Source organism: Comamonas badia DSM 17552, assembly GCF_000484635.1.
Classification (GTDB): domain Bacteria; phylum Pseudomonadota; class Gammaproteobacteria; order Burkholderiales; family Burkholderiaceae_C; genus Comamonas_C; species Comamonas_C badia.
This window is the reverse complement of the sequence record NZ_AXVM01000003.1, coordinates 448,933-474,156: the sequence shown is the minus strand read 5'-3', so window position 1 is coordinate 474,156 and position 25,224 is coordinate 448,933. Positions and strand designations below refer to the sequence as shown.

The 25,224-nt window shown below is 66.7% G+C and carries 27 protein-coding genes; 12 read left to right on the top strand and 15 right to left on the bottom strand.

Annotated elements, in window-relative coordinates; all coding sequences use genetic code 11:
• From K320_RS0109185 to K320_RS0109175, 3 genes are all read right to left on the bottom strand, one after another.
• A partial coding sequence (locus tag K320_RS0109185; RefSeq protein ID WP_029695986.1) for a hypothetical protein occupies window positions 1–368 on the bottom strand: 368 nt, incomplete at its 3' end.
• Window positions 369–401: 33 nt separating this feature from the next.
• Window positions 402–1,148, bottom strand: a complete 747-nt coding sequence (locus K320_RS0109180) for a hypothetical protein (RefSeq protein ID WP_024538544.1) — start codon at window positions 1,146–1,148, stop codon at window positions 402–404.
• A gap of 46 nt (window positions 1,149–1,194) precedes the next feature.
• On the bottom strand, window positions 1,195–1,398 hold the full coding sequence (locus K320_RS0109175) for a hypothetical protein (protein ID WP_024538543.1): 204 nt from the start codon (window positions 1,396–1,398) through the stop codon (window positions 1,195–1,197).
• A gap of 169 nt (window positions 1,399–1,567) precedes the next feature.
• Between K320_RS0109175 and K320_RS0109170 the strand changes: the two genes are divergently transcribed.
• The gene (locus K320_RS0109170) at window positions 1,568–2,419 is read left to right on the top strand and encodes an SIR2 family NAD-dependent protein deacylase (protein WP_024538542.1); all 852 of its coding nucleotides are present in this window, start codon (window positions 1,568–1,570) and stop codon (window positions 2,417–2,419) included.
• Between the two features lie 105 nt (window positions 2,420–2,524).
• On the opposite strand, the gene gyrB is transcribed toward K320_RS0109170, so the two are convergent.
• The 3 genes from gyrB to dnaA form a co-directional block, all read right to left on the bottom strand.
• Window positions 2,525–5,122 carry a DNA topoisomerase (ATP-hydrolyzing) subunit B gene (gene gyrB / locus K320_RS0109165; RefSeq protein WP_024538541.1) on the bottom strand — a complete coding sequence of 866 codons (2,598 nt, stop codon included), beginning with the start codon at window positions 5,120–5,122 and terminating at the stop codon, window positions 2,525–2,527.
• Between the two features lie 89 nt (window positions 5,123–5,211).
• Window positions 5,212–6,318, bottom strand: a complete 1,107-nt coding sequence (dnaN, locus tag K320_RS0109160) for a DNA polymerase III subunit beta (protein ID WP_024538540.1) — start codon at window positions 6,316–6,318, stop codon at window positions 5,212–5,214.
• 41 nt (window positions 6,319–6,359) lie between these two features.
• Window positions 6,360–7,790, bottom strand: a complete 1,431-nt coding sequence (dnaA, locus tag K320_RS0109155) for a chromosomal replication initiator protein DnaA (protein WP_024538539.1) — start codon at window positions 7,788–7,790, stop codon at window positions 6,360–6,362.
• A 293-nt stretch (window positions 7,791–8,083) separates the two neighbouring features.
• Between dnaA and rpmH the strand changes: the two genes are divergently transcribed.
• Genes rpmH through K320_RS0109130 form a run of 5 tightly spaced genes read left to right on the top strand, consistent with a single transcriptional unit; the run spans window position 8,084 to window position 11,157 of the window.
• Complete coding sequence (rpmH, locus tag K320_RS0109150) at window positions 8,084–8,218, top strand: 50S ribosomal protein L34 (RefSeq protein ID WP_012207856.1); 135 nt, start codon at window positions 8,084–8,086, stop codon at window positions 8,216–8,218.
• 40 nt (window positions 8,219–8,258) lie between these two features.
• A complete protein-coding gene (locus tag K320_RS0109145; protein ID WP_024538538.1) occupies window positions 8,259–8,642 on the top strand; it encodes a ribonuclease P protein component in 384 nt (127 codons plus the stop codon).
• Window positions 8,639–8,917: a membrane protein insertion efficiency factor YidD gene (gene yidD / locus K320_RS0109140; protein ID WP_024538537.1), complete on the top strand. Its 279-nt coding sequence runs from the start codon at window positions 8,639–8,641 to the stop codon at window positions 8,915–8,917. Before K320_RS0109145 ends, yidD begins: the two co-directional genes overlap by 4 nt.
• Before the next feature lie 11 nt (window positions 8,918–8,928).
• Window positions 8,929–10,647, top strand: a complete 1,719-nt coding sequence (gene yidC, locus K320_RS0109135) for a membrane protein insertase YidC (protein ID WP_024538536.1) — start codon at window positions 8,929–8,931, stop codon at window positions 10,645–10,647.
• 18 nt (window positions 10,648–10,665) lie between these two features.
• The gene (locus tag K320_RS0109130; RefSeq protein WP_024538535.1) at window positions 10,666–11,157 is read left to right on the top strand and encodes an NUDIX hydrolase; all 492 of its coding nucleotides are present in this window, start codon (window positions 10,666–10,668) and stop codon (window positions 11,155–11,157) included.
• Between the two features lie 43 nt (window positions 11,158–11,200).
• On the opposite strand, the gene K320_RS0109125 is transcribed toward K320_RS0109130, so the two are convergent.
• Window positions 11,201–12,691 carry a M20 family peptidase gene (locus K320_RS0109125; RefSeq protein WP_024538534.1) on the bottom strand — a complete coding sequence of 497 codons (1,491 nt, stop codon included), beginning with the start codon at window positions 12,689–12,691 and terminating at the stop codon, window positions 11,201–11,203.
• 86 nt (window positions 12,692–12,777) lie between these two features.
• Between K320_RS0109125 and mnmA the strand changes: the two genes are divergently transcribed.
• Window positions 12,778–13,899: a tRNA 2-thiouridine(34) synthase MnmA gene (gene mnmA / locus K320_RS0109120; RefSeq protein WP_024538533.1), complete on the top strand. Its 1,122-nt coding sequence runs from the start codon at window positions 12,778–12,780 to the stop codon at window positions 13,897–13,899.
• A 71-nt stretch (window positions 13,900–13,970) separates the two neighbouring features.
• On the opposite strand, the gene K320_RS0109115 is transcribed toward mnmA, so the two are convergent.
• Complete coding sequence (locus K320_RS0109115) at window positions 13,971–14,525, bottom strand: DUF924 family protein (RefSeq protein ID WP_024538532.1); 555 nt, start codon at window positions 14,523–14,525, stop codon at window positions 13,971–13,973.
• Between the two features lie 95 nt (window positions 14,526–14,620).
• On the opposite strand from K320_RS0109115, the gene K320_RS0109110 reads away from it, so the two are divergent.
• The gene (locus tag K320_RS0109110; protein WP_024538531.1) at window positions 14,621–15,760 is read left to right on the top strand and encodes an NAD(P)/FAD-dependent oxidoreductase; all 1,140 of its coding nucleotides are present in this window, start codon (window positions 14,621–14,623) and stop codon (window positions 15,758–15,760) included.
• On the opposite strand, the gene pyrF is transcribed toward K320_RS0109110, so the two are convergent.
• A complete protein-coding gene (pyrF, locus tag K320_RS0109105; protein WP_024538530.1) occupies window positions 15,753–16,583 on the bottom strand; it encodes an orotidine-5'-phosphate decarboxylase in 831 nt (276 codons plus the stop codon). The genes K320_RS0109110 and pyrF overlap by 8 nt on opposite strands.
• A gap of 53 nt (window positions 16,584–16,636) precedes the next feature.
• Between pyrF and K320_RS0109100 the strand changes: the two genes are divergently transcribed.
• Window positions 16,637–17,536 carry a DMT family transporter gene (locus tag K320_RS0109100; RefSeq protein ID WP_024538529.1) on the top strand — a complete coding sequence of 300 codons (900 nt, stop codon included), beginning with the start codon at window positions 16,637–16,639 and terminating at the stop codon, window positions 17,534–17,536.
• Here K320_RS0109100 and K320_RS0109095 read toward each other — a convergent pair.
• The 6 genes from K320_RS0109095 to K320_RS0109070 form a co-directional block, all read right to left on the bottom strand.
• Complete coding sequence (locus K320_RS0109095) at window positions 17,524–18,231, bottom strand: hypothetical protein (protein ID WP_024538528.1); 708 nt, start codon at window positions 18,229–18,231, stop codon at window positions 17,524–17,526. The genes K320_RS0109100 and K320_RS0109095 overlap by 13 nt on opposite strands.
• A 1-nt stretch (window position 18,232) precedes the next feature.
• Entirely contained in the window at window positions 18,233–18,751 is a 519-nt protein-coding gene (locus K320_RS0109090; protein ID WP_024538527.1) for a hypothetical protein, read from the bottom strand.
• Window positions 18,748–19,359, bottom strand: a complete 612-nt coding sequence (locus K320_RS0109085) for a hypothetical protein (RefSeq protein ID WP_024538526.1) — start codon at window positions 19,357–19,359, stop codon at window positions 18,748–18,750. The genes K320_RS0109090 and K320_RS0109085 overlap by 4 nt, the downstream gene beginning before the upstream one ends.
• A gap of 9 nt (window positions 19,360–19,368) precedes the next feature.
• Window positions 19,369–20,145 carry a hypothetical protein gene (locus K320_RS0109080; RefSeq protein ID WP_024538525.1) on the bottom strand — a complete coding sequence of 259 codons (777 nt, stop codon included), beginning with the start codon at window positions 20,143–20,145 and terminating at the stop codon, window positions 19,369–19,371.
• A 107-nt stretch (window positions 20,146–20,252) separates the two neighbouring features.
• The gene (locus K320_RS0109075; RefSeq protein ID WP_024538524.1) at window positions 20,253–21,431 is read right to left on the bottom strand and encodes an NnrS family protein; all 1,179 of its coding nucleotides are present in this window, start codon (window positions 21,429–21,431) and stop codon (window positions 20,253–20,255) included.
• Window positions 21,428–22,006, bottom strand: coding sequence for a DUF3617 domain-containing protein (locus K320_RS0109070; RefSeq protein WP_029695982.1), 579 nt, complete (start codon window positions 22,004–22,006; stop codon window positions 21,428–21,430). The genes K320_RS0109075 and K320_RS0109070 overlap by 4 nt, the downstream gene beginning before the upstream one ends.
• Before the next feature lie 113 nt (window positions 22,007–22,119).
• Here K320_RS0109070 and gorA point away from each other — a divergent pair, with 113 nt between their 5' ends.
• The 3 genes from gorA to K320_RS0109055 all read left to right on the top strand — a co-directional run bounded on the left by gorA (window position 22,120) and on the right by K320_RS0109055 (window position 25,199).
• Window positions 22,120–23,505: a glutathione-disulfide reductase gene (gene gorA / locus K320_RS0109065; protein WP_024538522.1), complete on the top strand. Its 1,386-nt coding sequence runs from the start codon at window positions 22,120–22,122 to the stop codon at window positions 23,503–23,505.
• A gap of 35 nt (window positions 23,506–23,540) precedes the next feature.
• Window positions 23,541–24,674 (top strand): metallophosphoesterase, encoded by a 1,134-nt coding sequence (locus K320_RS0109060; RefSeq protein ID WP_024538521.1) that lies wholly within the window; start codon window positions 23,541–23,543, stop codon window positions 24,672–24,674.
• Between the two features lie 111 nt (window positions 24,675–24,785).
• Window positions 24,786–25,199, top strand: coding sequence for an MAPEG family protein (locus K320_RS0109055; RefSeq protein WP_029695981.1), 414 nt, complete (start codon window positions 24,786–24,788; stop codon window positions 25,197–25,199).
• The last annotated feature ends 25 nt before the right edge of the window (window positions 25,200–25,224 follow it).

Here is a 25,224-nt window from a genome sequence, read left to right as displayed (position 1 = left end):
CACTGCTCCGCACGCAACTCCCGGTTTACCCACTCCAGCAACGGCTCGAAGCAATGGCCTTCCCACAGCGCCCGTCTTGAATCGAAGTATTCCGGCTCGGGGCACATCGCGCAGAAGTAGTGGCCCGCGCCGTCGCGGCGCGGCGCGATGTCAAAGTTGGCGATCAGGTCCACGCACTCGCCTTCGTGCTCCACCGCGATGCACACGCCGGTTTTGTTGATGCTGCAGGTGATTTTGGGCGTGATGCCCTGAAACACCAGAGTGAGGTGGCCCTTGCGGCGCTCCGTGATGCGGGGCGGGTGGGCGAAGCGGGCGCGGTTGCCGGCCAGCCAGTGCTCGAATGCCTTGCGGAAGAACGGACGGGGCATGGCTCAGGTGGGGCGAGCGGGTGCGGAAAATGCTCAAGCACCCGCACCGTGGCGCGCGCGTACCTGCTGCAGGAACTGCGGGTAACTCAGCAGCTGCTCGGGCGGGGTGCGGCGGCGGGTTTTTTCAAACAGCAGGGCATGCAACCAGTGCATGTCACCGGCAGCGTCTGGCTCGTCGGGGCTGGGGATGTAGGGCTCGGGGGCGGCTTCCGATTGAATTGCATCGCTGGTGTCGCTAGTGTCGTCCGATGGGTCGTCCGGCAGGGCGTCCACATCGATCGTCAGCAGACCGGCGCGTCCCGTCGGTCCGTCGAAGGCGGCGTCGGGGTTCAGCGGCTCGGGGGCGATCTGCATGAAGCGGGCGTAGGACCAACCCAGGTCTTCGGCGGCGAGGTCGGGCAGGATGTACTGAAATAGCATGGCGTGGCGGGTGAGCATGTCGTCCTGCGCGCTCGATAGGCGCTTCAACCCTCGGGCGAGCGAGGCGATCAGGGCGCGCAACCCTTCATAACCCAAGCGGTTCTTCAGGCAGTCCTCCCAGAAACATTCGTCGAACACCTGGCAAACGGCGTCGTGCAATGGCACGCCGGTCGTCAGCAAGCGGGCGATGTGCGGTGCTTCCAACCGGTATTCATCCTCGATGTTGAGGATGAGGCGGCAGCATGTCCCCATGGGGTCGAGGTCGTGCAGCATGTGCTCCAGGTGCTGGGTGAGCAAGGGCTGGGGGTCGTGGTTTTTGATAGTGTTGGTTTCTTCGATGCGGTCGGTTTGCGTGGGCATTTTTTAAGAGATCGTTCGGTAGATGTTTTCTGGCAATGTGGGCCTGTCAGGCATTCCTGGCGCTGACGGTCTGGCCTTTGTCGTTGTAGGTGTAGATGAGTTTGCCGATCTGGACGTTGACGAACTGGCTGGTGTAGCCCTTGAGCCCATCGTTGGGGCCATGCCCTGCGGATCTGGCGTACATCACCTGGTTTCTTTCGTTGTAGACGTAGATGAGGGAGCCGCGCTGGATGACGTTGGCGATGGGCATGGTGTGTCCTCTCGTGGGGGTATGGAAGCTATCTTAGGTTTGCATGCGACGAAATGTGTCGCGTTTGGATGTGCAGACCGCAAAAGCGTCAATTTGATTTGAACGACGTGTTTTGTCGCTTCGCCTCCTACCATCGCCGCATCAAGAACCGCCCACCACGGAGCCATCCATGTCCGACCTGCATGCCGCCATCGCCCGAGCCGCCCGACTGATCCGCGAGGCGGATGCCTTGGTGGTGTGCGCCGGTGCGGGCATGGGGGTGGATTCGGGCCTGCCGGACTTTCGCGGCAATGCCGGGTTCTGGCGTGCCTACCCGGTGCTGGCGCAGGCGGGCATGGGTTTTGCCGAGGTGGCGAGCGGCGAGAACTTCAAGCGCGACCCGCGCCTGGCCTGGGGCTTTTACGGCCACCGCCTGCAGCTGTACCGCGACACGGTGCCGCACGAGGGTTTCGCGCTGCTGCGCCGCTGGGCCAGCGCCATGCCGGGCGGCGGCTGGGTGTTCACCAGCAATGTGGATGGGCAGTTCCAGAAGGCGGGCTTCGAGCCTGGCCTGGTAGAGGAATGCCACGGCTCCATCCACCATCTGCAATGCGCCCGGGCCTGTTGCGATGCGATCTGGCCGGCCAGCGACATCGTGCCCGACGTGGATGCCGCGCGCTGCCAGTGGCGCGGCGAACTGCCCCGCTGCCCGCATTGCGGCGGGGTGGCGCGGCCCAACATCATGATGTTCGAGGACTGGGACTGGAACCCGGCGCGTCGGCAGCCACAGGCCGGTGCACGGCAGGCGTGGATGGCACGGCTGCAGGCGCAGGGGCTCAAACCGGTGGTGATAGAGATAGGCGCCGGCACGGCGATCGGCACGGTGCGCCAATTTGCGGCCGGGGTGTGCCGGGATTTCAAGGCGCAGGGCGCACGCCTCGTCCGCATCAACCCGCGCGAGGCGGGGGTGGCCGATTCTCTGGACGTGGGCTTGGCCATGGGGGCGCTGGTGGCGTTGCGGGCCCTGGAGGCGGCGCGGTGAGGTTCGCCGCTGCAAGCGCGCTTTGACTGGCTGAAACCGTGATTTACAGGGCGGCGTCGGCAGCCACAGCTAAATACCGGGCTTATGGGTTCATCTACAGGCGCGTCACACGTCGATATTGCCCGCGTGCAGCGCGTTGGTCTCGATGAACTCGCGCCTGGGCTCCACGTCGTCGCCCATGAGCATGGTGAAGACCTGGTCGGCTTCCACCGCATCGGTCACCTGCACGCGCAGCATGCGGCGGGTGGTGGGGTCCATGGTGGTCTCCCAGAGCTGCTCGGGGTTCATTTCACCCAGGCCCTTGTAGCGCTGGCGGCTGGTGGTGCGCTCTGCTTCCGAGAGCAGCCAGCGCATGGCCTGCCTGAAGTCAGCCACCTTTTCCTCTTTTTTCCTGTCGCCCTCGCCGCGCATCACGCGCGCGCCTTCACCCAGCAATTGGTCAAAGCTTTTGGCGCCCTCGGCCAGCACTTCGTAATCGCTGCCGGCGACGAAATCCTGCGGTAGCACGCTGCTCTTGACGTTGCCGTGGTGGTGGCGGCTGATACGCAGCAAGAGGCCGCCGTGGCGCGGGTCGGTCTCCGCAGTCACTTCGGCCTCGGTGCCGGCGTGGTCGAGCTCGCGCAGCTTGGCCTGGAGTTTTTCGGCACTGTCCTGCGCAGCCTCCATGCTGGAGAGGTCCAGCACCACGCCATCGGCGACGGCGCGCAGGGCCTCGGCGTCCATGTAGGCGGAAAGGCGCTCGATGATGGCCTCCATGCGCTGGTGCTGGCGCGCCAGATCGGCCAGCTCCGTGCCTTCGAGCACGCGCGGCGCGGTGCCGCCGGTGCTCACGCTCGCGCCCACCAGCGCCACGCGCAGCAGGAACTGGTCCAGCGCCGGGCCGTCTTTCAGGTAGAGCTCTTCCTTGCCGTTCTTCACCTTGTAGAGCGGCGGCTGCGCGATGTAGACATGGCCGCGCTCAACCAGCTCGGGCATCTGGCGGTAGAAGAAGGTGAGCAGCAGCGTGCGGATGTGCGCGCCGTCCACGTCGGCGTCGGTCATCAGGATCACGCGGTGGTAGCGCAGCTTGGCGATGTCGAAATCGTCCGCGCCGCTCTTGCCGTTGCCATTGCCGAAGTCGTCCTCGCTCGCGGCCTTGCCTATGCCGGTGCCCAGCGCGGTGATGAGCGTGATGATTTCCTGGCTGGAGAGCAGCTTTTCATAGCGCGCCTTCTCCACGTTCAGGATCTTGCCGCGCAGCGGCAGGATGGCCTGGAACTTGCGGTCGCGCCCCTGTTTGGCACTGCCGCCGGCCGAATCACCCTCGACGATGTAGATCTCGCACAGCGCCGGGTCTTTTTCCTGGCAGTCCGCGAGCTTGCCGGGCATGCCCATGCCGTCCAGAACCCCTTTGCGCCGCGTCATCTCGCGCGCCTTGCGGGCGGCTTCGCGGGCGCGGGCGGCTTCGACGATCTTGCCGCAGAGGATTTTGGCGTCCTGCGGTTTTTCTTCGAGGTAGTCGGTCAGCAGCTTGCCGACGATGTCTTCCACCGGTGCGCGCACTTCGCTGCTGACCAATTTGTCCTTGGTCTGGCTGCTGAATTTGGGCTCGGGCACTTTCACCGAGAGCACGCAGCACAGGCCTTCGCGCATGTCGTCGCCGGTCACATCCACCTTGGCCTTCTTGGCGAATTCGTTGTCGGCGATGTATTTGCCGATCACGCGCGTCATCGCGGCGCGCAGGCCGGTGAGGTGGGTGCCGCCGTCGCGCTGCGGGATGTTGTTGGTGAAGCAGAGCACCTGTTCGTTGTAGCCGTCGTTCCACTGCATCGCCACTTCGACGCCGATCTCGGTGCCGGGGATGCCGCCATAGGTTTCGGCCGGGCGCGTGCCGCTGGCGTGAAACGGCGTGGGGTGCAGCACCTTCTTGCCGGTGCTGATGAACTTGACGAAGCCGAGCACGCCGCCCGCGCCCGAGAAGTCGTCCTCCTTGCCGGTGCGCTCGTCGATCAGGCGGATGCGCACGCCGTTGTTCAGGAAGGAGAGCTCGCGCAGGCGCTTGGCCAGGGTTTCGTAGTGGAAGTCGTGGTTGTCGCCGAAGATCTCCACGTCGGGCAGAAAGCGCACCGCCGTGCCGCGGTCTTCGGTGCTGCCGGTGATCTTCATCGGCGAGGTCTCGAAACCATCGACCACCTCGATGGCGCGGTTCTGCACGAAGCCGCGCGCGAATTCGATCTGGTGCACCTGGCCGTCGCGGCGCACCGTCAGGCGCAGCCATTTGGAAAGCGCATTCACGCACGAGACACCCACGCCGTGCAGCCCGCCAGAGACCTTGTAGCTGTTCTGGTTGAACTTGCCGCCCGCGTGCAGCTCGGTCAGCGCGATCTCGGCGGCCGAGCGCTTGGGCTCGTGCTTGTCGTCCATCTTCACGCCGGTGGGGATGCCGCGGCCGTTGTCGGTCACGCTCAAACTCCCATCGGCATGGATGGTGACGGCGATGTCGTCGCAATAACCGGCGAGCGCCTCGTCGATGGAGTTGTCCACCACCTCGAACACCAGGTGGTGCAGCCCGGTGCCGTCCGACGTATCGCCGATGTACATGCCGGGGCGTTTGCGCACCGCCTCCAGGCCTTCGAGGATCTGGATGGCGGATTCGCCGTAGCCGCTGGCGTTGCCGGGCCCGGCGGGCGCGGCGTGGTGGTTTTCTGGGGTCTCTTGGGTCATCGCAGCAGCTTGGAGGGAAACGCAAAGTCTCCCTTTAAATTCATAACAAAATCAGGCTTCAACGCTTGTGCAGCAAGCGTTATAAGCTATCAAATCCGCATGGGCATCACGACGTATTTGAAGCGCTCGTTGCCCGGGATCTGGAACACCACGGAGCTGTTGCCATCAAGCATGTCGATGCGCACCATCTCCTGTCCCATGTTGGCCAGGGCGTCGATCAGGTAGGTGACGTTGAAGCCGATCTCGATCGGCTCGCCGCCGTAGTCGATATCGAGCTCGTCCTGCGCCTCTTCCTGCTCGGCGTTGTTGCTGGAAACGCGCAGGCTGCCCGGTTCGATGTTCAGGCGCACGCCCTTGAATTTCTCGCTCGTCATGATGGCCGAGCGCTGCAGACTGGCCAGCAGCGGCGCACGCCCCAGCGTGATGCTGCTGTAGTAGTTGCGCGGAATCACGCGGTTGTAGTCGGGGAATTTGCCTTCCACCAGCTTGGTGACGAATTCCATGCCGCCAAAGGTGAAGCGCGCCTGGTTGCCGGCGAACTGCATCTGGATCGCGCCGTCGGCGTCGGACAGCAGGCGCTGCAGTTCCAGCACCGTCTTGCGCGGCAGGATCACTTCCTGCTTGGGCACCTCGACTTCCAGCTCGGCGGCGGTGAACGCCAGGCGGTGGCCGTCGGTGGCGACCAGCGACAGCGTCTTGCCCTCGGCGACGAACAGGATGCCGTTCAGGTAATAGCGGATGTCCTGCACCGCCATGGCGAACGAGACCTGCGAGAGCAGTTCCTTCAGCACCTTCTGCGGCACGCTGAAGATGGGGCCGAAGTTGGCCGATTCCTGCACCAACGGAAAGTCTTCGGCTGGCAGGGTGTGCATGGTGAAGCGGCTCTTGCCGCCCTTGAGCACCAGCTTGGAGGCGCCGGAATCGAGGCTCACCGTCTGATCGCCCGGCAGGGTTTTCAGGATGTCGATGAGCTTGCGCGCGCCCACCGTGGTGGCGAAGTCGCCCGTGTCGCCGCCCAGCTCCACCGTGGTGCGGATCTGGATTTCCTGGTCGCTGGTGGTGAACTGCAGCGCGTTGCCGGTCTTCTGGATCAGCACATTGGCCAGGATGGGCACCGTGTGGCGGCGCTCGACGATGCCGGAGACCGCTTGCAGGACGGACAGGAATTTGTCTTGGGTGCTCTTCAGGACAATCATCGGGTAAACCTCGGTGAAACGAATGACGGAAGTGGAATCAATCAACCTTTGAGGGTCTGCTCGAGCACGTGCAGCTCCTGGTTGAGCTCGGTGAACTGCTGGCGCTCGCCGGCTATCTTGCGCACCGCGTGCAGCACGGTGGTGTGGTCGCGTCCGCCAAAGAGCTCGCCGATCTCGGGCAGGCTTTTCTGCGTGAGCTCCTTGGCCAGGTACATCGCGATCTGGCGCGGGCGCGCGATGCTGGCCGGGCGCTTCTTGCTGTACATGTCGGCGACCTTGATCTTGTAGTAGTCGGCCACCGTCTTCTGGATGTTCTCGACGCTGATCTGGCGGTTCTGGATGCTGAGCAGATCGCGCAGCGCCTCGCGCGCCACATCGATGGAAATCGCCTTTTGGTTGAAGCGCGCATAGGCCAGCACCTTGCGCAGCGCGCCTTCGAGCTCGCGCACGTTGGAGCGCACGTTCTTGGCGACGAAGAACGCCACCTCCTCGGGCATCTGCGCGCCTTCGGCCTGCGCCTTGTTGATGAGAATCGCCACGCGCATTTCCAGTTCGGGCGGCTCGATCGCCACCGACAGGCCGGCATCGAAGCGCGACACCAGCCGCTCATGGATGTTGGCCAGGCCCTTGGGATAGGTGTCGCTGGTCATCACGATGTGGCTCTTCTTGGCCAGCAGCGCCTCGAAGGCGTTGAAGAATTCCTCCTGCGTGCGATCCTTGTTGGCGAAGAACTGCACGTCGTCGATCAACAGCAGATCGAGCGAGTGGTAGCCCTCCTTGAACGCGTCGAACGCGTTGTGGCGCACCGCCCGCACCACGTCGGAGACGAACTGCTCGGCGTGGATGTAGCGCACCTTGGCATGCGGCCGGTCCGCCAGCAGCTGATTGCCCACGGCGTGCATCAAATGCGTCTTGCCCAGGCCCACGCCACCGTAGATGAAGAGCGGGTTGTACATCTGCCCGGGCTGCGCCGCGACATGCATCGCCGCCGAGCGCGCCATGCGGTTGGCCGTGCCCTCGACCAGCGTGGCGAAGGTGAGCTGCGGGTTCAGGCGCGAGCCCGAGCCCGAGGGCGGCGGCACGGCTGCTTCCTGCCGCTCAGGCGCGACTTCATGCGCTGGCGGCTCGGCCTTGGCCGCGCTCCTCTTGGCAGCACTGCTGCGGTGCGGCGCCACCGCCAGCTCCAGCTGCACCGGCTCGCCATAGGCCGCCTGCAGCGCCGCGGCGATCTGGCCGGCGTGCTGCACACGTACCCAATCAAGCTTGAAGCGATTGGCCACGAACAGCGTGACGCGAGAAAAATCAGGCGCCACCTGCGCCTTGAGCGGCTTGATCCAGGTGTTGAATTGCTGCTCGGGCAGCTGCTGCGCCAGCAGGGTCAGGCAGGCCTGCCACAGCTGCTCGCCAGCGTCCGCCGCAGGCTTTGCGGACGGCTTCTGGGTGGATGGGGAAAGCGGGAGTCCCTCGTACATCGGGGCGGTTCTTCTAGTTGTCTGAAAGGCGGAAGCAAGACCGGCCATTCTAGCCTTCGGCATAGTTATCCACAACCCGGAAACGGTTCGATCGCAGCCGGCCCGGAGCGAGTGACAGCGAAAATATTTGCGCGGAGGTGAACGAGCTGCGATAATCTCCCGTTTTCCCTGAATGTTCAGGGCTTACCAAGCAAGAGGGCGCCAGCGCCTGATGCAGCGCCAGGGTCGGCGCGGCTCGCCAGGGGCGGGCCACGGGGCCGAGCCAAGCGCCACTGAACTTCCAAGGACAGACCATGAAACGTACCTACCAGCCATCGAAGACGCGCCGCGCCCGTACCCACGGTTTTCTCGTGCGCATGAAGACCAAGGGCGGCCGCGCCGTGATCAACGCCCGCCGCGCCAAGGGCCGCAAGCGCCTGGCCGTCTGAGGCAGGCTGCCCGCGCAGCGCCCGCCCAGGCCGTTGCCGCATGCACCGGCTGAAGACACGTCCCCAGTTCCAGGCCACCATGGCGGCTGGCACCATTGCCCGTACGGCGCATTTCGCGCTGCATTGCCTGGCGCTGGAGTCGCCGCATCCGCTGTTTGCGCCGGAGGGCGCCAGTTTGGGCGCCCTGGTGCCCAAACGCTGGGCGCGCCGCGCCGTGACGCGCAACACCATCCGACGCCAGATCTACGCCCTGGCCCGGCAGTGGGATGCCCGTCTGCCGCAGGCCGCCTATGTGGTGCGGCTGCGCTCGGCCTTTGACCGCGCAACCTTCGTGAGCGCCACATCGGTGGCGCTCAAGCGTGCGGTGCGCGCCGAGCTGGAGCAGCTTTTTGCCCGCACGCTGGCGCGTGCCGCCCGGCCATGATGCGCCGGCTGCTCATGGCGCTGGTGCGCGGCTACCAGCTTGTGCTCAGCCCCTGGCTGGGCGGCAGCTGCCGGTTTGAGCCCACCTGTTCGAATTATTCGCTGCAGGCACTGCAGCAGCACGGCGCCGCCGCGGGCAGCTACCTCACGCTCAAGCGCATCGCGCGCTGCCACCCGTGGTGCGACGGGGGCCACGACCCGGTGCCCGCCGAGCTGCCGCGCGAGCTGCGACTGTTTTCCCGCTGGACGGGCACCAAAGACGCCCACCACACCTGACACATCCATCCATGAACGACATCCGCCGCACCATCCTGTGGGTCATCCTCGGCTTCTCCATGGTCCTGCTGTGGGACAAGTGGCAGGTCTTCAACGGCAGGCAGGCCACCTTCTTCCCCTCGCCCACCGTGCAGACCACCGCCGGCACGGCTGCGGCACCCGCGCCCGCAGCAGCACCCGCCAGCCCCGGCAACGCAGTCCCTGCCACGCAGCCCGCCGCTGGCGCCGCCCCCGCGGCCCCGGGTGCCACGGGCGAACCCGCGGTGCCGCATGAGCAGGTAACCGTCGCCACCGACCTGTTCAAGCTGACCTTCGACAACCAGGGCGGTTCGCTGGTCGGGGGCGAGCTGCTGCACCACAAGGGCAGCCAGGACGATCCCAAGCCCTTCGTGCTGCTGGAAGACGACAGCAAGCATGTCTACGTGGCACAGACCGGCCTGATCGGCGGCGCCTTCCCGACGCACAAGACCTTCATGCACATCGCGCCCGGCCCGCGCGAGCTCAGGGACGGCGAGAACGAACTCACCGTGCGCTTTGAATCGCCCGATCTCGGCGGCGTGAAGCTGGTCAAGACCTACACCCTCAAGCGCGGCGCCTACGACATCGCCGTGCGCCACGAGGTGGTGAACACCGGCACGGCCCCGGTCACGCCGCAGCTGTACCTGCAGCTGGTGCGCGACGGCAACCAGCCCGATGGCACCGTGCCCTTCTATTCCACCTTCACCGGCCCGGCGGTCTACACCAGCGCCAAGAAGTACCAGAAGATCACCTTCAAGGAAATCAAGGAAAAGAAGGTCGCCATCCCGGCCGAGGCCACCGATGGCTACATCGCGATGGTGCAGCACTACTTCGCCACCGCCTGGCTGCTGCCCGACGGCACGCCGCGCGAGCTGCGCGTGGACGCCGCCGACATCGGCGCGCCCGCACCCGACTGCTGCTACCGCGTGCAGGAAATCACGCCGTTCGGCGAGCTCGCCCCCGGCCAGACCAAGGCCATCGATGCGCGCCTGTTCGTCGGCCCGCAGGTGGAGAAGATGCTGGAAAACCTGGCGCCCGGCCTGGAGCTGATCAAGGACTACGGCTACCTCACCATCCTGGCCAAGCCGCTGTACTGGCTGCTGGACAAGATCCACGGCGTGCTGGGCAACTGGGGCTGGTCCATCGTCGGCCTGGTGGTGCTGCTCAAGCTCGCGTTCTACTGGCTCAACGCCAAGGCCTATTCCAGCATGGCCAAGATGAAGGCGCTGAACCCGCGCATCCAGGAGATGCGCGCGCGCCTCAAGGACAAGCCGCAGCAGATGCAGCAGGAGATGATGGCCATCTACCGCGAGGAAAAGGTCAATCCGCTGGGCGGGTGCCTGCCGATCGCCATCCAGATTCCGGTGTTCATCGCGCTGTACTGGGTGCTGCTGTCCACCGTCGAAATGCGCCATGCGCCGTGGATAGGCTGGGTGACGGATCTATCCACCAAGGACCCGTACTTCATCCTGCCGATTCTGATGACGCTCTCCACGCTGCTGCAGACCGCGCTCAACCCCGCGCCGCCCGACCCGATGCAGGCCAAGATGATGTGGATCATGCCGCTGGCGTTCAGCTTCATGTTCTTCATGTTCCCGGCGGGTCTGGTGCTGTACTGGCTCACCAACAACCTGCTGTCGATCGCGCAGCAGTGGGTCATCAACACCCGCCTGGGCGTGCCGCCGCAGTTCCATCTGCCCAAGTTCCGCTGACGCAAGGACGCACACCGCATGCCGTCGGGCGCGATCGATCGGTGGAAGCCGCATGTCACCGTTGCGGCGGTGCTGGAACAGGACGGCCGCTTTCTGCTGGTGGAAGAAGAGACCAGCGACGGCCTCAAGCTCAACAACCCGGCCGGGCACCTGGAGCCCGGCGAATCCCCGGCGCAGGGCTGCGCCCGCGAGGTGCTGGAAGAAGCCGCCTGGGATTTCGCACCCGAGGCGCTGGTGGGCATCTATCTCAACCGCTTCACCAAGACGCGCACCGGCGAGGACATCACCTATCTGCGCTTTGCCTTCTGCGGAAAACTGCTGTCGCACCATGCCTGGCGGCCGCTGGATACCGGCATCGTGCGCACGGTGTGGATGACGGCGCAGGAAATCCGCGCCTGCCGCGAACGCCATCGCAGCCCGCTGCTGCTCAAAAGCCTGGAGGATTACCTCGCGGGCCAGCGGTTTCCGCTGTCACTCATGCACGTCGATCCGAGCGTTGAGCGTTCATGAAGAGGTTCAGCGTTTGGCGTTGAGCGTGAAATTCCAGAGACGCTCACCGCTCAACCTGTTCCAACTGCGTGATCAGGCGGTGATAAAAGCGGATCGCATCCGCGTAGCCCTTGACCGACAGGCGCTCATTCGTGCCGTGAAAACGCTTCAGATCCTCGCTGTTGGCGCGCACCGGCGAGAACTTGAAGACATGGTCGCTCATGCTTTCGTAATGCACCGAATCGGTGGCCGCCACCATCAGGCCGGGGGCGACGATGGCGTCCGGAAACACCTCGCGGATGGTGCGGTTCAAGGTCTGGTACTGGCGCGAGCTGGTGGTGGCCACCTTGGAGGCCTCCTTGGAGCCGGGCAGCTGTTCGATCTTCATGTGCGCCTTGTCCGCCACCTTGTCCACAGCGGCGTGCACATGCGCCATCACGCTGCCCCGCGTATCGCCCGGCAGAATGCGGAAGTTCACCGTCGCATCGGCCTCGCCGGGCAGCACGTTGTCCTTGTTGCCGGCATGAACGATGGTGAGGGCCGTGGTGGTGCGCAGCATGGCGTTGGTGCTGGGGGCGTTTTCCAGCTGCTTTCGCACCACCGGCCCGAACAGCCAAAGGTTGGAGAGCGCCACGCGCGAAAAGCCGCCCATCTCGGGCGCCAGCACGCCGAACATCTCGCCGGCCACACCGGTGAAGCCCGCGGGCATCTGGTGGGTTTCCAGCGCATTGAGAGCGGCCGACATCCCGCCGATGGCGCTTGTGCCCGGCCTGGGCGGCATCGACGAGTGCCCCGGCGTGGCCGTCGCCTTCAAGACCACGGACATATAGCCCTTCTCGGCAATGCCGATCACGCCCGCCGGGACTTTGAGCCCCGGCAGCACGCCATCGAGCACCAGCAGGCCCTCGTCGATCACGAAGTCCAGCGTCACGCCCCGGCTCTTGAGCAGTTCGGCAAGCTGGGCCGCGCCGCGGTGGCCGCCGACTTCCTCATCGGCACCATAGGCGAGGTACACGGTGCGCGGCGGCTGCCAGCCGCTGGCGACCAGCATCTCCATGGCCTCAAGTTGCGAGAGCAGATTGCCCTTGTCGTCCCACGAGCCACGGCCCCAGATATAGCCGTCCTTGACGATGCCGGCAAACGGCGGCTCCTGCCAATTCGCCTCGGTGCCGGGCGCGATCGGCACCACGTCCTGGTGTGCGGCCAGCAAAATGGCGGGCGCCTCGGGGTCCTTGCCTTCCCAGGCGTAGAGCAGCGAAAGTCCGTTCACCACCTCGCGCTTGAGCGTGGCATGCACCTTGGGGAACTGCTTTTGCAGCAGCGCATGCAGCGCGAGGAACTGGTCTTCGTTCAGGCTCGCGTCGGTGGCGGACGACACCGTCTTGAGCCGCACCGCCTGCGCCAGCCGTTCGGCCGCCGCGGCCTCGTCGATGGCAAGTGGCGCGAGCGGCGCCACCTGCAGCTGGCGCGAGCCCTTGAGGAAGGTGTTGATGGCCACGGCGGCAACCAGCACCAGCAGCGCGGCGACGATGGTCTGAAAGGCTCTCTTGAGCATGGGCGGTCTCCTTGTTGCGCCGATTCTCGGGCAGGCCTGTCGCCTACGCCTGACGCCCTCGCGACCGTCTTGGGATAATTCACCGCATGCACAAGTACCGCGTCGTGGTGGGCCTCTCGGGCGGGGTCGATTCCGCCGTCACCGCCCATCTGCTGAAAGCACAAGGCCATGAAGTCGTCGCCATTTTCATGAAGAACTGGGAGGATGACGACGACAGCGAATACTGCTCCAGCCGCCAGGATTTCATCGATGCCGCCAGCGTCGCCGACCTGCTCGGCATGGAAATCGAGCATGTGAACTTCGCCGCCGAGTACAAGGACCGCGTATTCGCCGAATTCCTGCGCGAATACCAGGCCGGGCGCACGCCCAACCCCGATGTGCTGTGCAACGCCGAGATCAAGTTCAAGGCCTTCCTGGACCACGCGATGCGCCTGGGCGCCGAGAAGATCGCCACCGGCCACTACGCCCGCGTGCGTCTGAACGAGGCCACCGGCCTGCACGAGCTGCGCAAGGGCATCGACCCCGGCAAGGACCAGAGTTACTTTCTGCACCGCCTCACACAGGCGCAGCTGGCCAAGACCCTGTTCCCCGTGGGTGCGCTGCACAAGAGCGAGGTGCGGCGCATCGCGGCAGAACTGAAGCTGCCGAACGCGAAAAAAAAGGATTCGACCGGCATCTGTTTCATCGGCGAGCGGCCGTTTCGCGATTTCCTGAACCGCTACATCGCCAAGGACCCCGGCCCCATCCTCGACGACCGGGACCGAAAGCTGGGGCGCCACATGGGCCTGTCGTTCTACACGCTGGGCCAGCGCCAGGGCCTGGGCATAGGCGGCGTGAAAGAGAAGGGCGCGCCGCGCGGCGGGGGCGATCATGCGCCCTGGTTCGTCGCGCGCAAGGAGCCGGCCACGCACACGCTGCGCGTGGTGCAGGGGCACGACCATCCATGGTTGCTGTCGCACGCGCTCACGGCGCTGGACGCGAGCTGGGTGGCCGGGCAGGCACCCGCACCCGGCGCCTACAGCGCCAAGACGCGCTACCGCCAGCAGGATGCGGCCTGCACGCTGGCGGACGTGCAGGGCAGCGGCTTTGCGCTTTCCTTCGAAGAGGCCCAATGGGCGGTGACGCCCGGCCAGTCCGCCGTGCTCTACGACGGCGAGGTCTGCCTGGGCGGCGGCATCATCGAAAAGGCGTTGAACGTTGAACGTTGAGCGTCCTCGGTATGTCACGCTGAACGCTCAACGCCGAACGCTGAACCTCAAGGCGTTGGGCGAAAAATCACTCAGAACGAACTGCCCGGCTGCTTCAAAAACGCGATCTCCTCGGCCGTGCTCTCGCGCCCCAGCGCCGCGTTGCGGTGCGGGTAGCGGCCAAAGCGCGCGACGATGTCGCGGTGCTGGTAGGCGAAATCGAGGTTGCCGGGCTGCGCCAGCGCCTCGTACAGGCGGATTGATTCGTGCTGCACCGCCAGCGATTCGCTGTGCATGTAGGGCAGGTAGGCAAACGCGCGCTGCGCCACGGGCAGGTGCATGTCCAGCGCCTGCGCCACCAGCTCCTGCGCCAGCACCAGTGCCACGGCGTCCTGCGCGAACGCCGCGCCGCTGCCGCGGTGCAGGTTGCGCGAGAACTGGTCGAGCACGATGATCTCGGCCAGCCGCCCCGGCGCATCCACGCGCCAGCGCCAGAGCTCGCCGCGCGCGGCCTGGGCGTGCAGGGCGGTGAAGCGCGTGCGGATCGCGGCATCGAAGGCGTCGTCCTTGGCAAACCATTGCTGGGCGCTGCTTTCTTCAAACCAGAAGGCCAGCACGCGGGCGGGGGTGTTCGTCGTATCGTTCATGCCCGAGAGTATCCCGCCGAAAGCAAAATACCATTCAAACAAGTCTCCGGCGCTTATCCATCAACCGTCAATAGCTATCAATTCAGGAATTCACCATGCAGACTTGGGACTTTGTCATCGTCGGCGCCGGCATGGCGGGCGCATCGCTGGGCTGGCAGCTGGCGGGCAGCGGCGCCAGCGTGCTGCTGCTGGAGCGCGAGGAGCAGCCTGGCTACCACAGCACCGGCCGCTCGGCGGCGCTGTTCATCGAAACCTATGGCACCGAGGCGATCCGCGCACTCACCCGCGCCAGCCGCGCTTTCTACAGGGCGCCTCCGGCAGGCTTTGCGGATACGCCCGTCCTCGCGCCGCGCGGCGTGGCCTATGTGGCGGCACGGGGACAGCTCGATGCGCTGGCCGCGCTGCAGGCGGAACTGGCGCCGCATTCGCCCGATCTCGCGCCGCTCGGCCACGACGCGCTGCTGCGCCTGCTGCCTTGCCTGCGCCCCGAGGTGGCGGCGCGCGGGCTGCTGGACCCGGGCGCGATGGACATGGACGTGCATGCGCTGCACCAGGGCTATCTGCGCGGGTTGCGCCGCCAGGGCGCCAGCCTGCGCACGCGCGCCGAAGTGACGCAGCTCACCCGCGCCGACGGGCACTGGACGCTGCGGTTGGCCGATGGCGGTGCCGTTGCCGCGCGCACCGTGGTGAATGCCGCGGGTGCCTGGGCCGATGTGCTGGCGGGCGCTGCCGGCGTCCGGCCCGTGGGCCTGGTGCCCAAGCGCCGCACCGCCTTCACCTTCCCCATGCCGCAAGGCGTGGATGCGCAGACCTGGCCGGCGGCGATCGGCGTGGCCGACCACTGGTATTTCAAGCCCGATGCAGGGCAGTTCCTCGGCTCGCCCGCCAATGCCGACCCGACCACGCCGCATGACGTGGTGGCCGAAGAGCTGGATGTCGCCATCGGCATCGCGAACATCGAAGCCGTGACCACGCTCAGCATCCGCCGCCCCTCGCACGCCTGGGCCGGGCTGCGCTCCTTCGTGGCCGATGGCGAGTTCGTCATCGGCTGGGACGGCGAAATGGAAGGCTTCTTCTGGCTGGCGGCGCAGGGCGGCTACGGCATCCAGTCGGCCGCAGGCTATGCGCTGCTGGCGCGCAACCTGCTGCTGGGCGAGCCGCTGGACAGCCAGCTGCAGGCCGAAGGCATCACACCGGCCATGGCGGCGCGCATGGGGCCTGCGCGGCTCAGGTAATGGGCTTGGCCGCGTTGAGCTGCGCGCGCGTGGCCTGCGCCGCGGCGCGTGCCGCCGGCGCAAAATCCGCACCGCCCGAGGCGTAGAGGATGGCACGCGAGGAATTCACCACGATCGGACCATGAGGGCGCCAGCCCGCGCGCACCGTGGCCAGCGCATCGCCGCCTTGCGCGCCCACGCCCGGAATCAGCAGCGGCAGCGTGGGTGCCAGCGTGCGCACGCGCTCGATTTCCGCCGGATAGGTGGCGCCCACCACCAGCCCAAGCTGCCCATGGGTGTTCCATGGCCCCTGCGCGAGCTGCGCCAGGTGCTCGTAGAGCAAGGGCTGGCCCGGCACATCCGCCAGGCGCTGGGCCTGCAGATCGCCGCCGCCGGGGTTGGAGGTGCGGCACAGCAGAAACGCGCCCTTGCCGGGATAGCGCAGATAAGGCGCTATCGAATCGCGCCCCATGAAGGGCGAGAGCGTGACCGCGTCCGCCCCATAGCGCTCGAAGGCCTCACGCGCGTACTGCTCGGCGGTGGAGCCGATGTCGCCGCGCTTGGCATCCAGGATCACCGGCACATGCGGCGCGTTGCAGCGCAGGTGCTGCATCAGGCGTTCGAGCTGGTCTTCGGCGCGCTGCGCGGCAAAGTAAGCGATCTGCGGCTTGAAGGCGCAGACCAGATCGGCCGTGGCATCGACGATGGCGGCGCAGAAGTCGTAGATCTTCTGGCCGTCGCCGCGCAGCGCATCGGGAAAGCGGCCCACATCCGGGTCCAGCCCCACGCAGAGCATCGAATCATTGCGCCGCGCGGCCGCGCGCAGCATGTCCAGGAAGTCCATGGGCGCGATTGTAGGAGTCAACACCCCCAAAGCAGCAGGCACAATCGCGCCCCATGCCCGCCTTCTCCCGCCGCCACCTCATCGTGCTGGCACTGCTCACCACGGTCTGGGGCCTGAACTGGCCGGTGCTCAAGATCGGCGTCACCGGCTTTCCACCGCTCACCTTCCGCGTCGCCTCCCTGTGGCTGAGCCTGCCGGTTTACGCCCTGGTGCTGGTGCAGCAAGGCTCCAGTTTCGTGATCGAGCGGCGCTACTGGCGCCGCATGGCGTTGCTGGCGCTGTTCAACATGGCGCTCTGGAACGCGCTGATGATCCTGGCGATTCCGCTGCTCTCCAGCGGCCGCGCCGCCATCCTCTGCTACACCATGCCGATCTTCTCGGCCGTCATCGGGCAGTTGGCCTTTCGTGATCGGCTGAGCGGGCGCGGCTGGCTGGGCGTGGCCGCGGCCGCGGCGGGGGTCACCCTGCTGCTGTGGAATGAAATGGCGCGCCTCTCGGGCAGCGCCAGTGGCGTGGCGCTGATGCTGGGCGCCGCGTTTTCATGGGCGCTGGGCACGCAGCTGCTGCGCCGCTCCACGCTGCCCGTGCCACTGCTGGCGCTCACCTTCTGGATGACGCTGGCGGGCCTGATCGCCATCACGCCGCTCGCCTGGTGGCTGGAGCACCGCCAGTGGCACCTGCCCGGCATGGCCACCACGCTGGCCATGGCCTACAACGCGGTGCTGGCCCTGGGTTTTGCGCAGGCCGCCTGGTTCTTCCTCGCGCGCACGCTGCCGCCGATCGCCAGCACGCTGAGCGTGATGATGATTCCGGTGATTGGCGTGTTCGCCGGCAGCTGGGCACTGGGAGAGCAGCTGCACTGGCAGGACTTCACCGCGATGGTGCTGATCCTGATGGCGATTGCCTCGGTACTCTGGCCGGCGGGCGCGCCAGGCAAGCCTCAGGGCTCGTAATCCGTCAGCACGTAGCTGACCTTGCCGCCCTTGAGCATGCGCGAATCGGCGGGTTCGTCCCGGTCAAAGCGGGCCAGGCCCACGCCCTTGCAGTACCACTCGGTGGAGTCGATGGTCTGATCCGCAACCCCCACGAGGCCATCCTTGTAGATTTTGAACATGCCGCTGCCTTCCACGCGCACGCACGGGCCCAGACGCCCGGCGGGAACTTCCAGCGTGTCATCGATGGCGGCGATGCGGTAGGTCATGCTGGCGCGGTATTCGTACTTGAGCTCGTGCGGAAATTCCAGCTCGCGCTGCAGCAGCACCGGGGCTGCCGTGCCACTCCACTGCGCGCCCACGTCCAACCGGGCGGGCAGGATGCGGATCGGTGCCTCGTCCATCTGCGGCTGCTCCTCCAGATCGGTGCGCGTGGCGACGCGAACCATGCCGCGCCCATCCTCGCGGATGTAGTACTCGACGCCCGAGGCGCTGCGGCGCACCGTCACCGCTTCGCCGTCCAGCGTTTCCTTGCGCTCGACCGAGAGCACCAGCGTGGCATCGACCGGCGGCTTGGCCATGTCGGTCCGCAGCGCATAGGTCCAGCGCGCGCCGACATGCAGCGGAAAGTAGCTCTGGTCATCCGGCGGCGCCTTGCAGGCCGTCAATGCCGTGGCGCCCAGCAGCGCGGTGGCGCAAACAAGCAGTGGCCGCATGTCATTTCTCCGGCAGTTGCGGGCGCGGCAGGTCGCTGATCTTGATCCTGGGCTTCTCGCCAGGTCCCGGCTGCAGCCACGAAAAACCCTTGCCCCTGGGGCCGCTGGGCGGCTCCAGCGTGCCCATCTGCGAGATGCCCTGGCGGCTCTTCTTCATCGCATCGTTGAACAGGCTGTGCAGGTCTTTTTCGTAGGGCAGGCGATAGGCGCGCGGCTGGGCGGCGGGCTTGTTGTCTTCCAGCGCATTCACCCAGAGGTAGATGTTGCCCTTGTGGCCCAGTTCGCTGCTGGGCTCTTCCGTCACCACCGCCAGCAGCACGAAGCGCTGCGGCAGCTGCACCTGCGCCGGCCAGCCCTGGCTCTCCTGCCAACCTTCGTAGGCGACGAAATACGCCACCGTGACCAGTGCCACCAGCCCGATCTTCACGGCCACATGCCAGCGCGTCCAGACGCACAGGAAAAGCAGCAGAAAGGCCAGCAGCGCATAGGCCACGGTCAGCAGCAGCAGGGAATGGTTCATAGCCCTTGTCGCTCCACAATGGTTTTGGGTAGGGTGTTGACGTCGGTGACCTTGCCTTCGCCATCGAGGGTGAAGCGCACCAGCGTGCGCTCATCGCCCTTGCTCGGGATCTGCACCGTGCCGTAATAGACGATCTCGGCACGCGGATTGACCTTGACGACACTCACGGAAACATCGACCGGCTTGCCGTCCTTGGAGTCGTAGTAATGCGCATTCACCACGTATTCGCCGGGCATCACGCCGCGCAGCGTGGCGATTTCCTGGCGGATGGGGTTGCTGATGGTGCGGCCATTGACGATGACGGAGTTGTTGGCCGCGCCGCGGTCATCGCGGTCCAGGTGCATCAGGCCCACGTCGCGCTGGCGAAACCAGAGCAGATCGCCCTTGGGGTCCTGCACCCAGGTATCGACATCGTCGGGGCTGTTGTCTTCCCAGCCCACGGTGATGATGAATTCAGCCTTGGCCGGAATGTCACCCGCCTTCTTGGCCTTGGGGTTGATGGCCAGCAGCGCGACGATGAACAGCATCACGAACGCGATCAGGATGTTGAACAGGATGTCGTAAAACGGATCGACCTCCGCTTCGCGCTGGCGGCGCTTGAGTGCCACGGCAAAGGCTCAGCGGTCAGGGAAAACCCGCGCCAGGCCGTTTTCGGCCAGTTCCAGCGCATCGGCGACGAGTGCATCGGCCACGCGGTCCAGGCGCGAGAGCTGCAGGCCCAGCAGGATGTTGCCCACCAGGCCCGTCATGGTGGTGAGCAGCGCCGTGCCCAGCCCCGCCGTCAGGTTCTTGAGCAGCGTGGAGGTCTGCGTCGCCTCGATCGAATCCAGACTGCCCAGCGCCAGCGCCATGATGGAAAAGCCGATCACCTTGCCCAGCAGGCCGAGCTTGAGCAGCGCGGCGTTGAACCACCAGGCGCTCTCATGCGCGCCATGGGCCTTTTCCGCCAGCAGTTCGGTGAGCTGGCCGTTGCCGCGCCAGTGGCCCGGGCCCTTGGCGATCACATCCGCCAGGTAGCACTGCACCCAGGATTGCGGCTGCGCCCGCAGCGTCGTGAGCAGGGTTGCGGCCTGGGGCGCCGGCCCCTGCAGCAGCTGGCGCGCCTCGGCCAGCCAGGCGTGCTGGCGCGATAAAAGATAGCTGCGCCGCCCCACCCAGAGCGTGGCAGCGGTAAAAATGACCAGGATCACCACCGTGAGCAAGGTGGGATCGGCCGCCACCAGCATCTGCCACACGCCCAGGCGCCAGAGCAGCCAGCTGGCAAACACCAGCAGCCCGAAAAAGGCCAGCCAGACGGCCAGCAGCACCTCGTGTTCGGCAATGCCGTCGCGCTCGCTCTGCCCCTGCAGCGGATGGGCGAACCACGAGGTGCGCCAGGTGTGCAATGCGTTCATGGGTCGCCGCCCTTGTCTCTTGTTCTGTGTTGTGACAGCCGATGCATCGCGCAGGCCGCCATCGTAAGCACAAGCAAGACCCATACCGGGCCATGCCGTGCAGCGTATCACGCGCCGCGTTGCCGCCGCGCGTCCTGCCGCGTGCGGCGGTAGCTTGCCCGCGCACCACGGCCTGGGCCGCTGCCGCCGATGCGCCCGAACGCCTGCCTGATCAGCCACAGCAGCAGCACGAACAGCAGCGCATAGGCCAGCGTCCAGCACGCCGCCGCCAACGCCAGCAGCGCGCCGCTTGCCGCAGTGCCCAGGCGCAGCAGCCCCGCCAATGTCAGCAGCAACACCCCGGCATAGGCCCAGGGCAGGTGATTGGTGTCGCTTGTCGCGCGAAACATCTGCGTGCGCAGCATCACGCCAAACGTCAGTGTGCCCAGCGCACCGACGGTGATGGCGTGCAGCGCCGTGGTCACGGGATGGCCCGAAAGCACGGCCCGCGCGACCAGCGTCCAGCCCGCGATCAGCCAGAGATAGCCCGCCAGCAGCGCCACCAGATCGGGCTGGTCATGGCACAGCCAGAAGTGCCAGCGCGCCATGCGCACCAATGCGAGCAGCGCCGCCGCCAGCAGCAACACCGCCCCTGCGCGCGGCGCCCATGAGGGCAGCAGCAGGCAGGCGATGCCCGCCGCCAGCAGCGCCAGCACCGCCACTTCCAGGCCGGGCTGCACCACATGCTCGATGGGCGCGTGCTTGCGGCGCACATGCCCGGCGACGGCCGGCGCCAGAATGCGCCCGCCCATGAAGAACATCAGCATGCTCAGCAGCAGCACGGCGGCAAGCACCGCCTGATGCACCGCGAGCGGCGGCAGCGCGTGAAATGCAAACGCCGCAGCCGCCAGCGCGCCGACGATCAGCCCGACCGAGCGATTGCTCCATTTGCTTGCCCTGAGGTAGATCGGCGCCACCAGACCCGCCAGGCCGAGCACGAACAGGCCATCGAGCGCAAACGCCAGGCTGCCCTGCGGCGCCAGCACAAAGGCGATGCGCGCCGCCAGCCAGACGCCGAGCAGGATCCAGGATTTTCTTGCACTGCCCGGCACCAGCGTGTAGCCCGCCACCACGGCCAGCGCGTAGCCGAAGATCATCTCGTGCGCATGGCCCAGGCCCGTCTGCAGCGAGAGCGGCGCAGGCACCATGCCCAGCTGCCCCAGCACCGACCACGGCAGGGTGATGGCGGCGTGCAGCGCCGCCACGGGAAACCAGTAGCTGCCGGGGAAGTACCAGGGGTTCTTCATCGCTCCTGGCGCAGCGGCTTGACCTGCCCGCAGTCCGCCGACAGCCAGCGGCCCTTTTGCGTCATGTCCATCTGCTCGGGCTTGCCCTGGACCTGGGTATGCATCCGGTGCCGGCCGCTGAAGGCGGTCGGGCTCTCTATCGTCATCGTGCCTTCGCCCGAAGACGGCGGCTGCCCCGCCTTGCCCTCGCACTGAAAACTCATCGTGAGCTGGCCCGGCCCCGCGCGGGTGACCTTGTGCGTGCAACCCTCCTGGGTGGGGATGTTGTCCATGTCCACGTCTTTCTGCGTCATGCAGACCTTCAGCGCCGTGGCCGTGCCGCCGCCCTCGGCGGCGCCGGGCAGGCTCATGCCGCGCTGCGCCATCATCTGCTCCATCTGCTTGCGCTGCGCTGGCGGCATGCTGGCCAGCTGCTCCTGCATTTTTGCCATCGCGGCCTCCACCTGGCCGCTGGACGTCTTCACCGTGCTCTGCATCTCCCACAGGCCGGGGCGCAGCCTCACGTCGGCGGCCTGCGCCACGGCCAGGGTGGCGAGGGCCAGCGCAACGGGCAGGATGGTGCGGGTGAGGTGCATGCTCGTCTCCTCCAGGGCGCGCGCGGCGCAGGTTGTGGGCAGACCGCCATTCTGAACCACCGGCATTGCCCGCACGCCCTACACTGTTCCCATCGTTCACAGGAAGCAGGCAGATGGCGGATTTTGACTTTGACCTTTTCGTGATTGGCGGCGGCTCGGGCGGCGTGCGCGCCGCACGCTTTGCCGGCCAGCGCGGCGTGCGCGTGGGGATGGCGGAGAGCGGGCGCATGGGCGGCACCTGCGTGAACGTGGGCTGCATTCCCAAGAAGCTCTACAGCTACGCCGCCGAATACGCCGAGGGCTTTGCCGACGCGCGCGGCTATGGCTGGAACATCCCGGGCGAGCCCGCGCTGGACTGGGACACGCTCAAGCGCAACCGCGCCCAATCCATCGCCAACCTCAACGCCATCTATGAAAACCTCATGACGGGCGCCAAGGTGGATCGCATGCAGGGCCACGCCAGCCTGGTGGACGCGCACACGGTACAGGTGCGCCACGACGACGGCCGCGTGACGCAGCACAGCGCCGCCGCCATCCTGATCGCCACCGGCGGCACGCCCTGGGTGCCCGAGTTGCCGGGGCGGGAACTCGCCGTCACCTCGGACGACATCTTTGACCTGCCACGCTTTCCCCGGCGGCTGGCGGTGGTGGGCGGCGGCTACATCGCCTGCGAATTCGCCAGCATCTTCCACGGCATGGGCAGCACGGTGACACTGCTGTACCGCGGCGAACAGGTCCTGCGCGGCTTTGATGGCGAGGTGCGCAACTTCGCCGCCGAAGAAATGCGCAAGGCCGGCGTCGACATCCGCGTGCGCGCCGGCGTGGAACGCATCGAGGCCGTGGACGGTGCGCGCCGCATGCACCTGCGCGATGGCACCACGCTGGATGCCGACGTGGTGCTCTACGCCACCGGCCGGCGCGCCAACACCGAAGGCCTTGGCCTGGACGCCGCCGGCGTACGCCAGTCCGAGGGCGGCACCATCGCCGTGGATGCGCACTTTGCCACCAGCGTGCCCGGCATCTACGCGCTGGGCGACGTGGTGGGGCGCATGGAGCTCACGCCCGTGGCACTGGCCGAAGCGATGGCGCTGGTCGACCACCTCTACGGCCCGCTGCCCGGCAAGCCGGCGCGGGCGATGGACTACGCCAACATCCCGACCGCCGTCTTCACCCATCCGCCGATCGGCACCGTGGGCCTTTCCGAGGAGGCGGCACGCGAAAAACATGGCGCGGTGCGCATCTACCGCAGCGACTTCCGGCCGCTGCGGCACAGCCTTTCTGGCCGCAGCGAGCGCACCATGGTCAAGCTCATCGTGGAAGATGCCACCGACCGCGTGGTCGGCGCGCACATGGTCGGCGCCGAAGCCGGCGAAATCATCCAGGGCTTTGCCGTGGCGCTCAAATGCGGCGCGACCAAGGCGCAGTTCGATGCGACGATAGGCATTCATCCGACCAGCGCGGAAGAATTCGTGACGCTGCGCGAAGTCGCCCGCACCTGAATGGCGCGCCGGATGACGTACGGGGCGTGATCCCCATGGTGCTTGCCGTCATTGCCATCATGGGCCTGGCCTGGCTCCTGGTGGCGCTGCGCTTCGTGCACCACCTGCCGCTGGCGCGTGCAGGGCGTCTGCTGGTGGCGCTGGCGCTGCTGCCGCTGGCGGAGTACTACGTGATCGTGGTCTGGCTGTCGGGCAATCTCTCCGCGGCGCAAGGCCCGCATGCGGTGCTGGTGGCGGTGGGCTGGGCGTTCGGCTGCTTTCTGGTGCTGGCGCTGCTGCTGCTTGCAAGGGATGCGCTGGGCGCTCTGCTGTGGCTGCTGGCGCGCCGTGCGGGGCGGCGCCTGCTCGCCAGCCGCAGCACATCGATGGCGCTGGGGCTGCTGGCCTTGCTGCTGGGCACCTGCGGCGCCTGGCAGGGCCTGAAGATTCCGGAGGTCAAGCGCGTGGATGTCACCGTGCCGGGCCTGCCCCAGGCGTTCGAGGGCTACCGCATCGCGCAGCTGTCGGACCTGCACGCCACGCCGCTGCTGGATGGCGCATGGCAGCAGGCGGTGGTGGACAAGACCAACGCGCTCGGCACCGATCTCATCGTCATCACCGGCGACCTGCAGGATGGCGCACCCGCGCGGCGCGCGGCCGACGTGGCGCCATTTGCCGGGCTGCACGCCAAGGATGGCGTGCTGGCCGTCCCCGGCAACCACGAGTACTACGTCGACTACCCGGGCTGGATGGCGGTATTCAAGGCGCTGGGGCTGCCCCTGCTGGAAAACCAGCATGTGGTGATAGCGCACAACGGCGCACGTCTGGTGGTGGCAGGCCTCACCGACCCGCAGGCGCGCGCCTTTGGCCAGGCACCGCCCGATCTGGCGGCGGCCCTTCAGGGCGCGCCCGAGGGCGTGCCGGTGCTGGTGCTGGCGCACCGCCCGGGCAGCGCGCCCGAGCATGCGGCCGCGGGCATGAGCCTGCAACTGTCGGGCCACACGCATGGCGGGCAGATTTTCGGGCCCAATTACCTCACCAAGCTGGCGAACAAGGGTTTTCTGGCCGGACTCTACGACGTGGCGGGCATGCCGCTGTACGTGAGCAGCGGCACGGGGCTGTGGCATGGGCTGATCTTGCGGCTGGGCACGCCGTCGGAGATCACCGAGCTGGTGCTGCACGCGCCGTAGCGCGCCATCGGGGCAGCCCTGGCACGTGCGCAGCGAGGTCCTCCATGCACGTTGCAACCTGCGCCCGGCCCAGCCAGAATCCGGCATCCCATCCCACAGGAAAGTGCTGCCATGATTTCATCCAGCGCCATCGCATTCACCGGATTCATCGCCTGGGCACTGCTGCTGCTCGTGCTGATGGAAATCCTTCGGACACAGCTGGTTCTGCAGGGCAAGGTGCCTGCCAACGGCTTCGCGCCGGACAATGCCGGCCTGACGCCTTTCATGCAGCGGCTCGCCCGCGCCCATGCCAATTGCATTGAGGGCCTGCCGATCTTTGGCGGCCTGCTGCTGATCGCCATCGCCACGGACAGGGCGGCAGTCACGGACTCTCTCGCCTACTTTTTCCTCGCCAGCCGGATCGTCCAGTCCCTTGTCCACCTGGCCTCGTTGAGCGCAGCGGCGGTGATGGCGCGCTTCACCGCGTTTACGGTCCAGATGGCGATCGGGTTGTACTGGGCGTACCGACTGCTGTTCGTCGCTTGACCTGTCCCTGTCCCGCGCGCAGTGC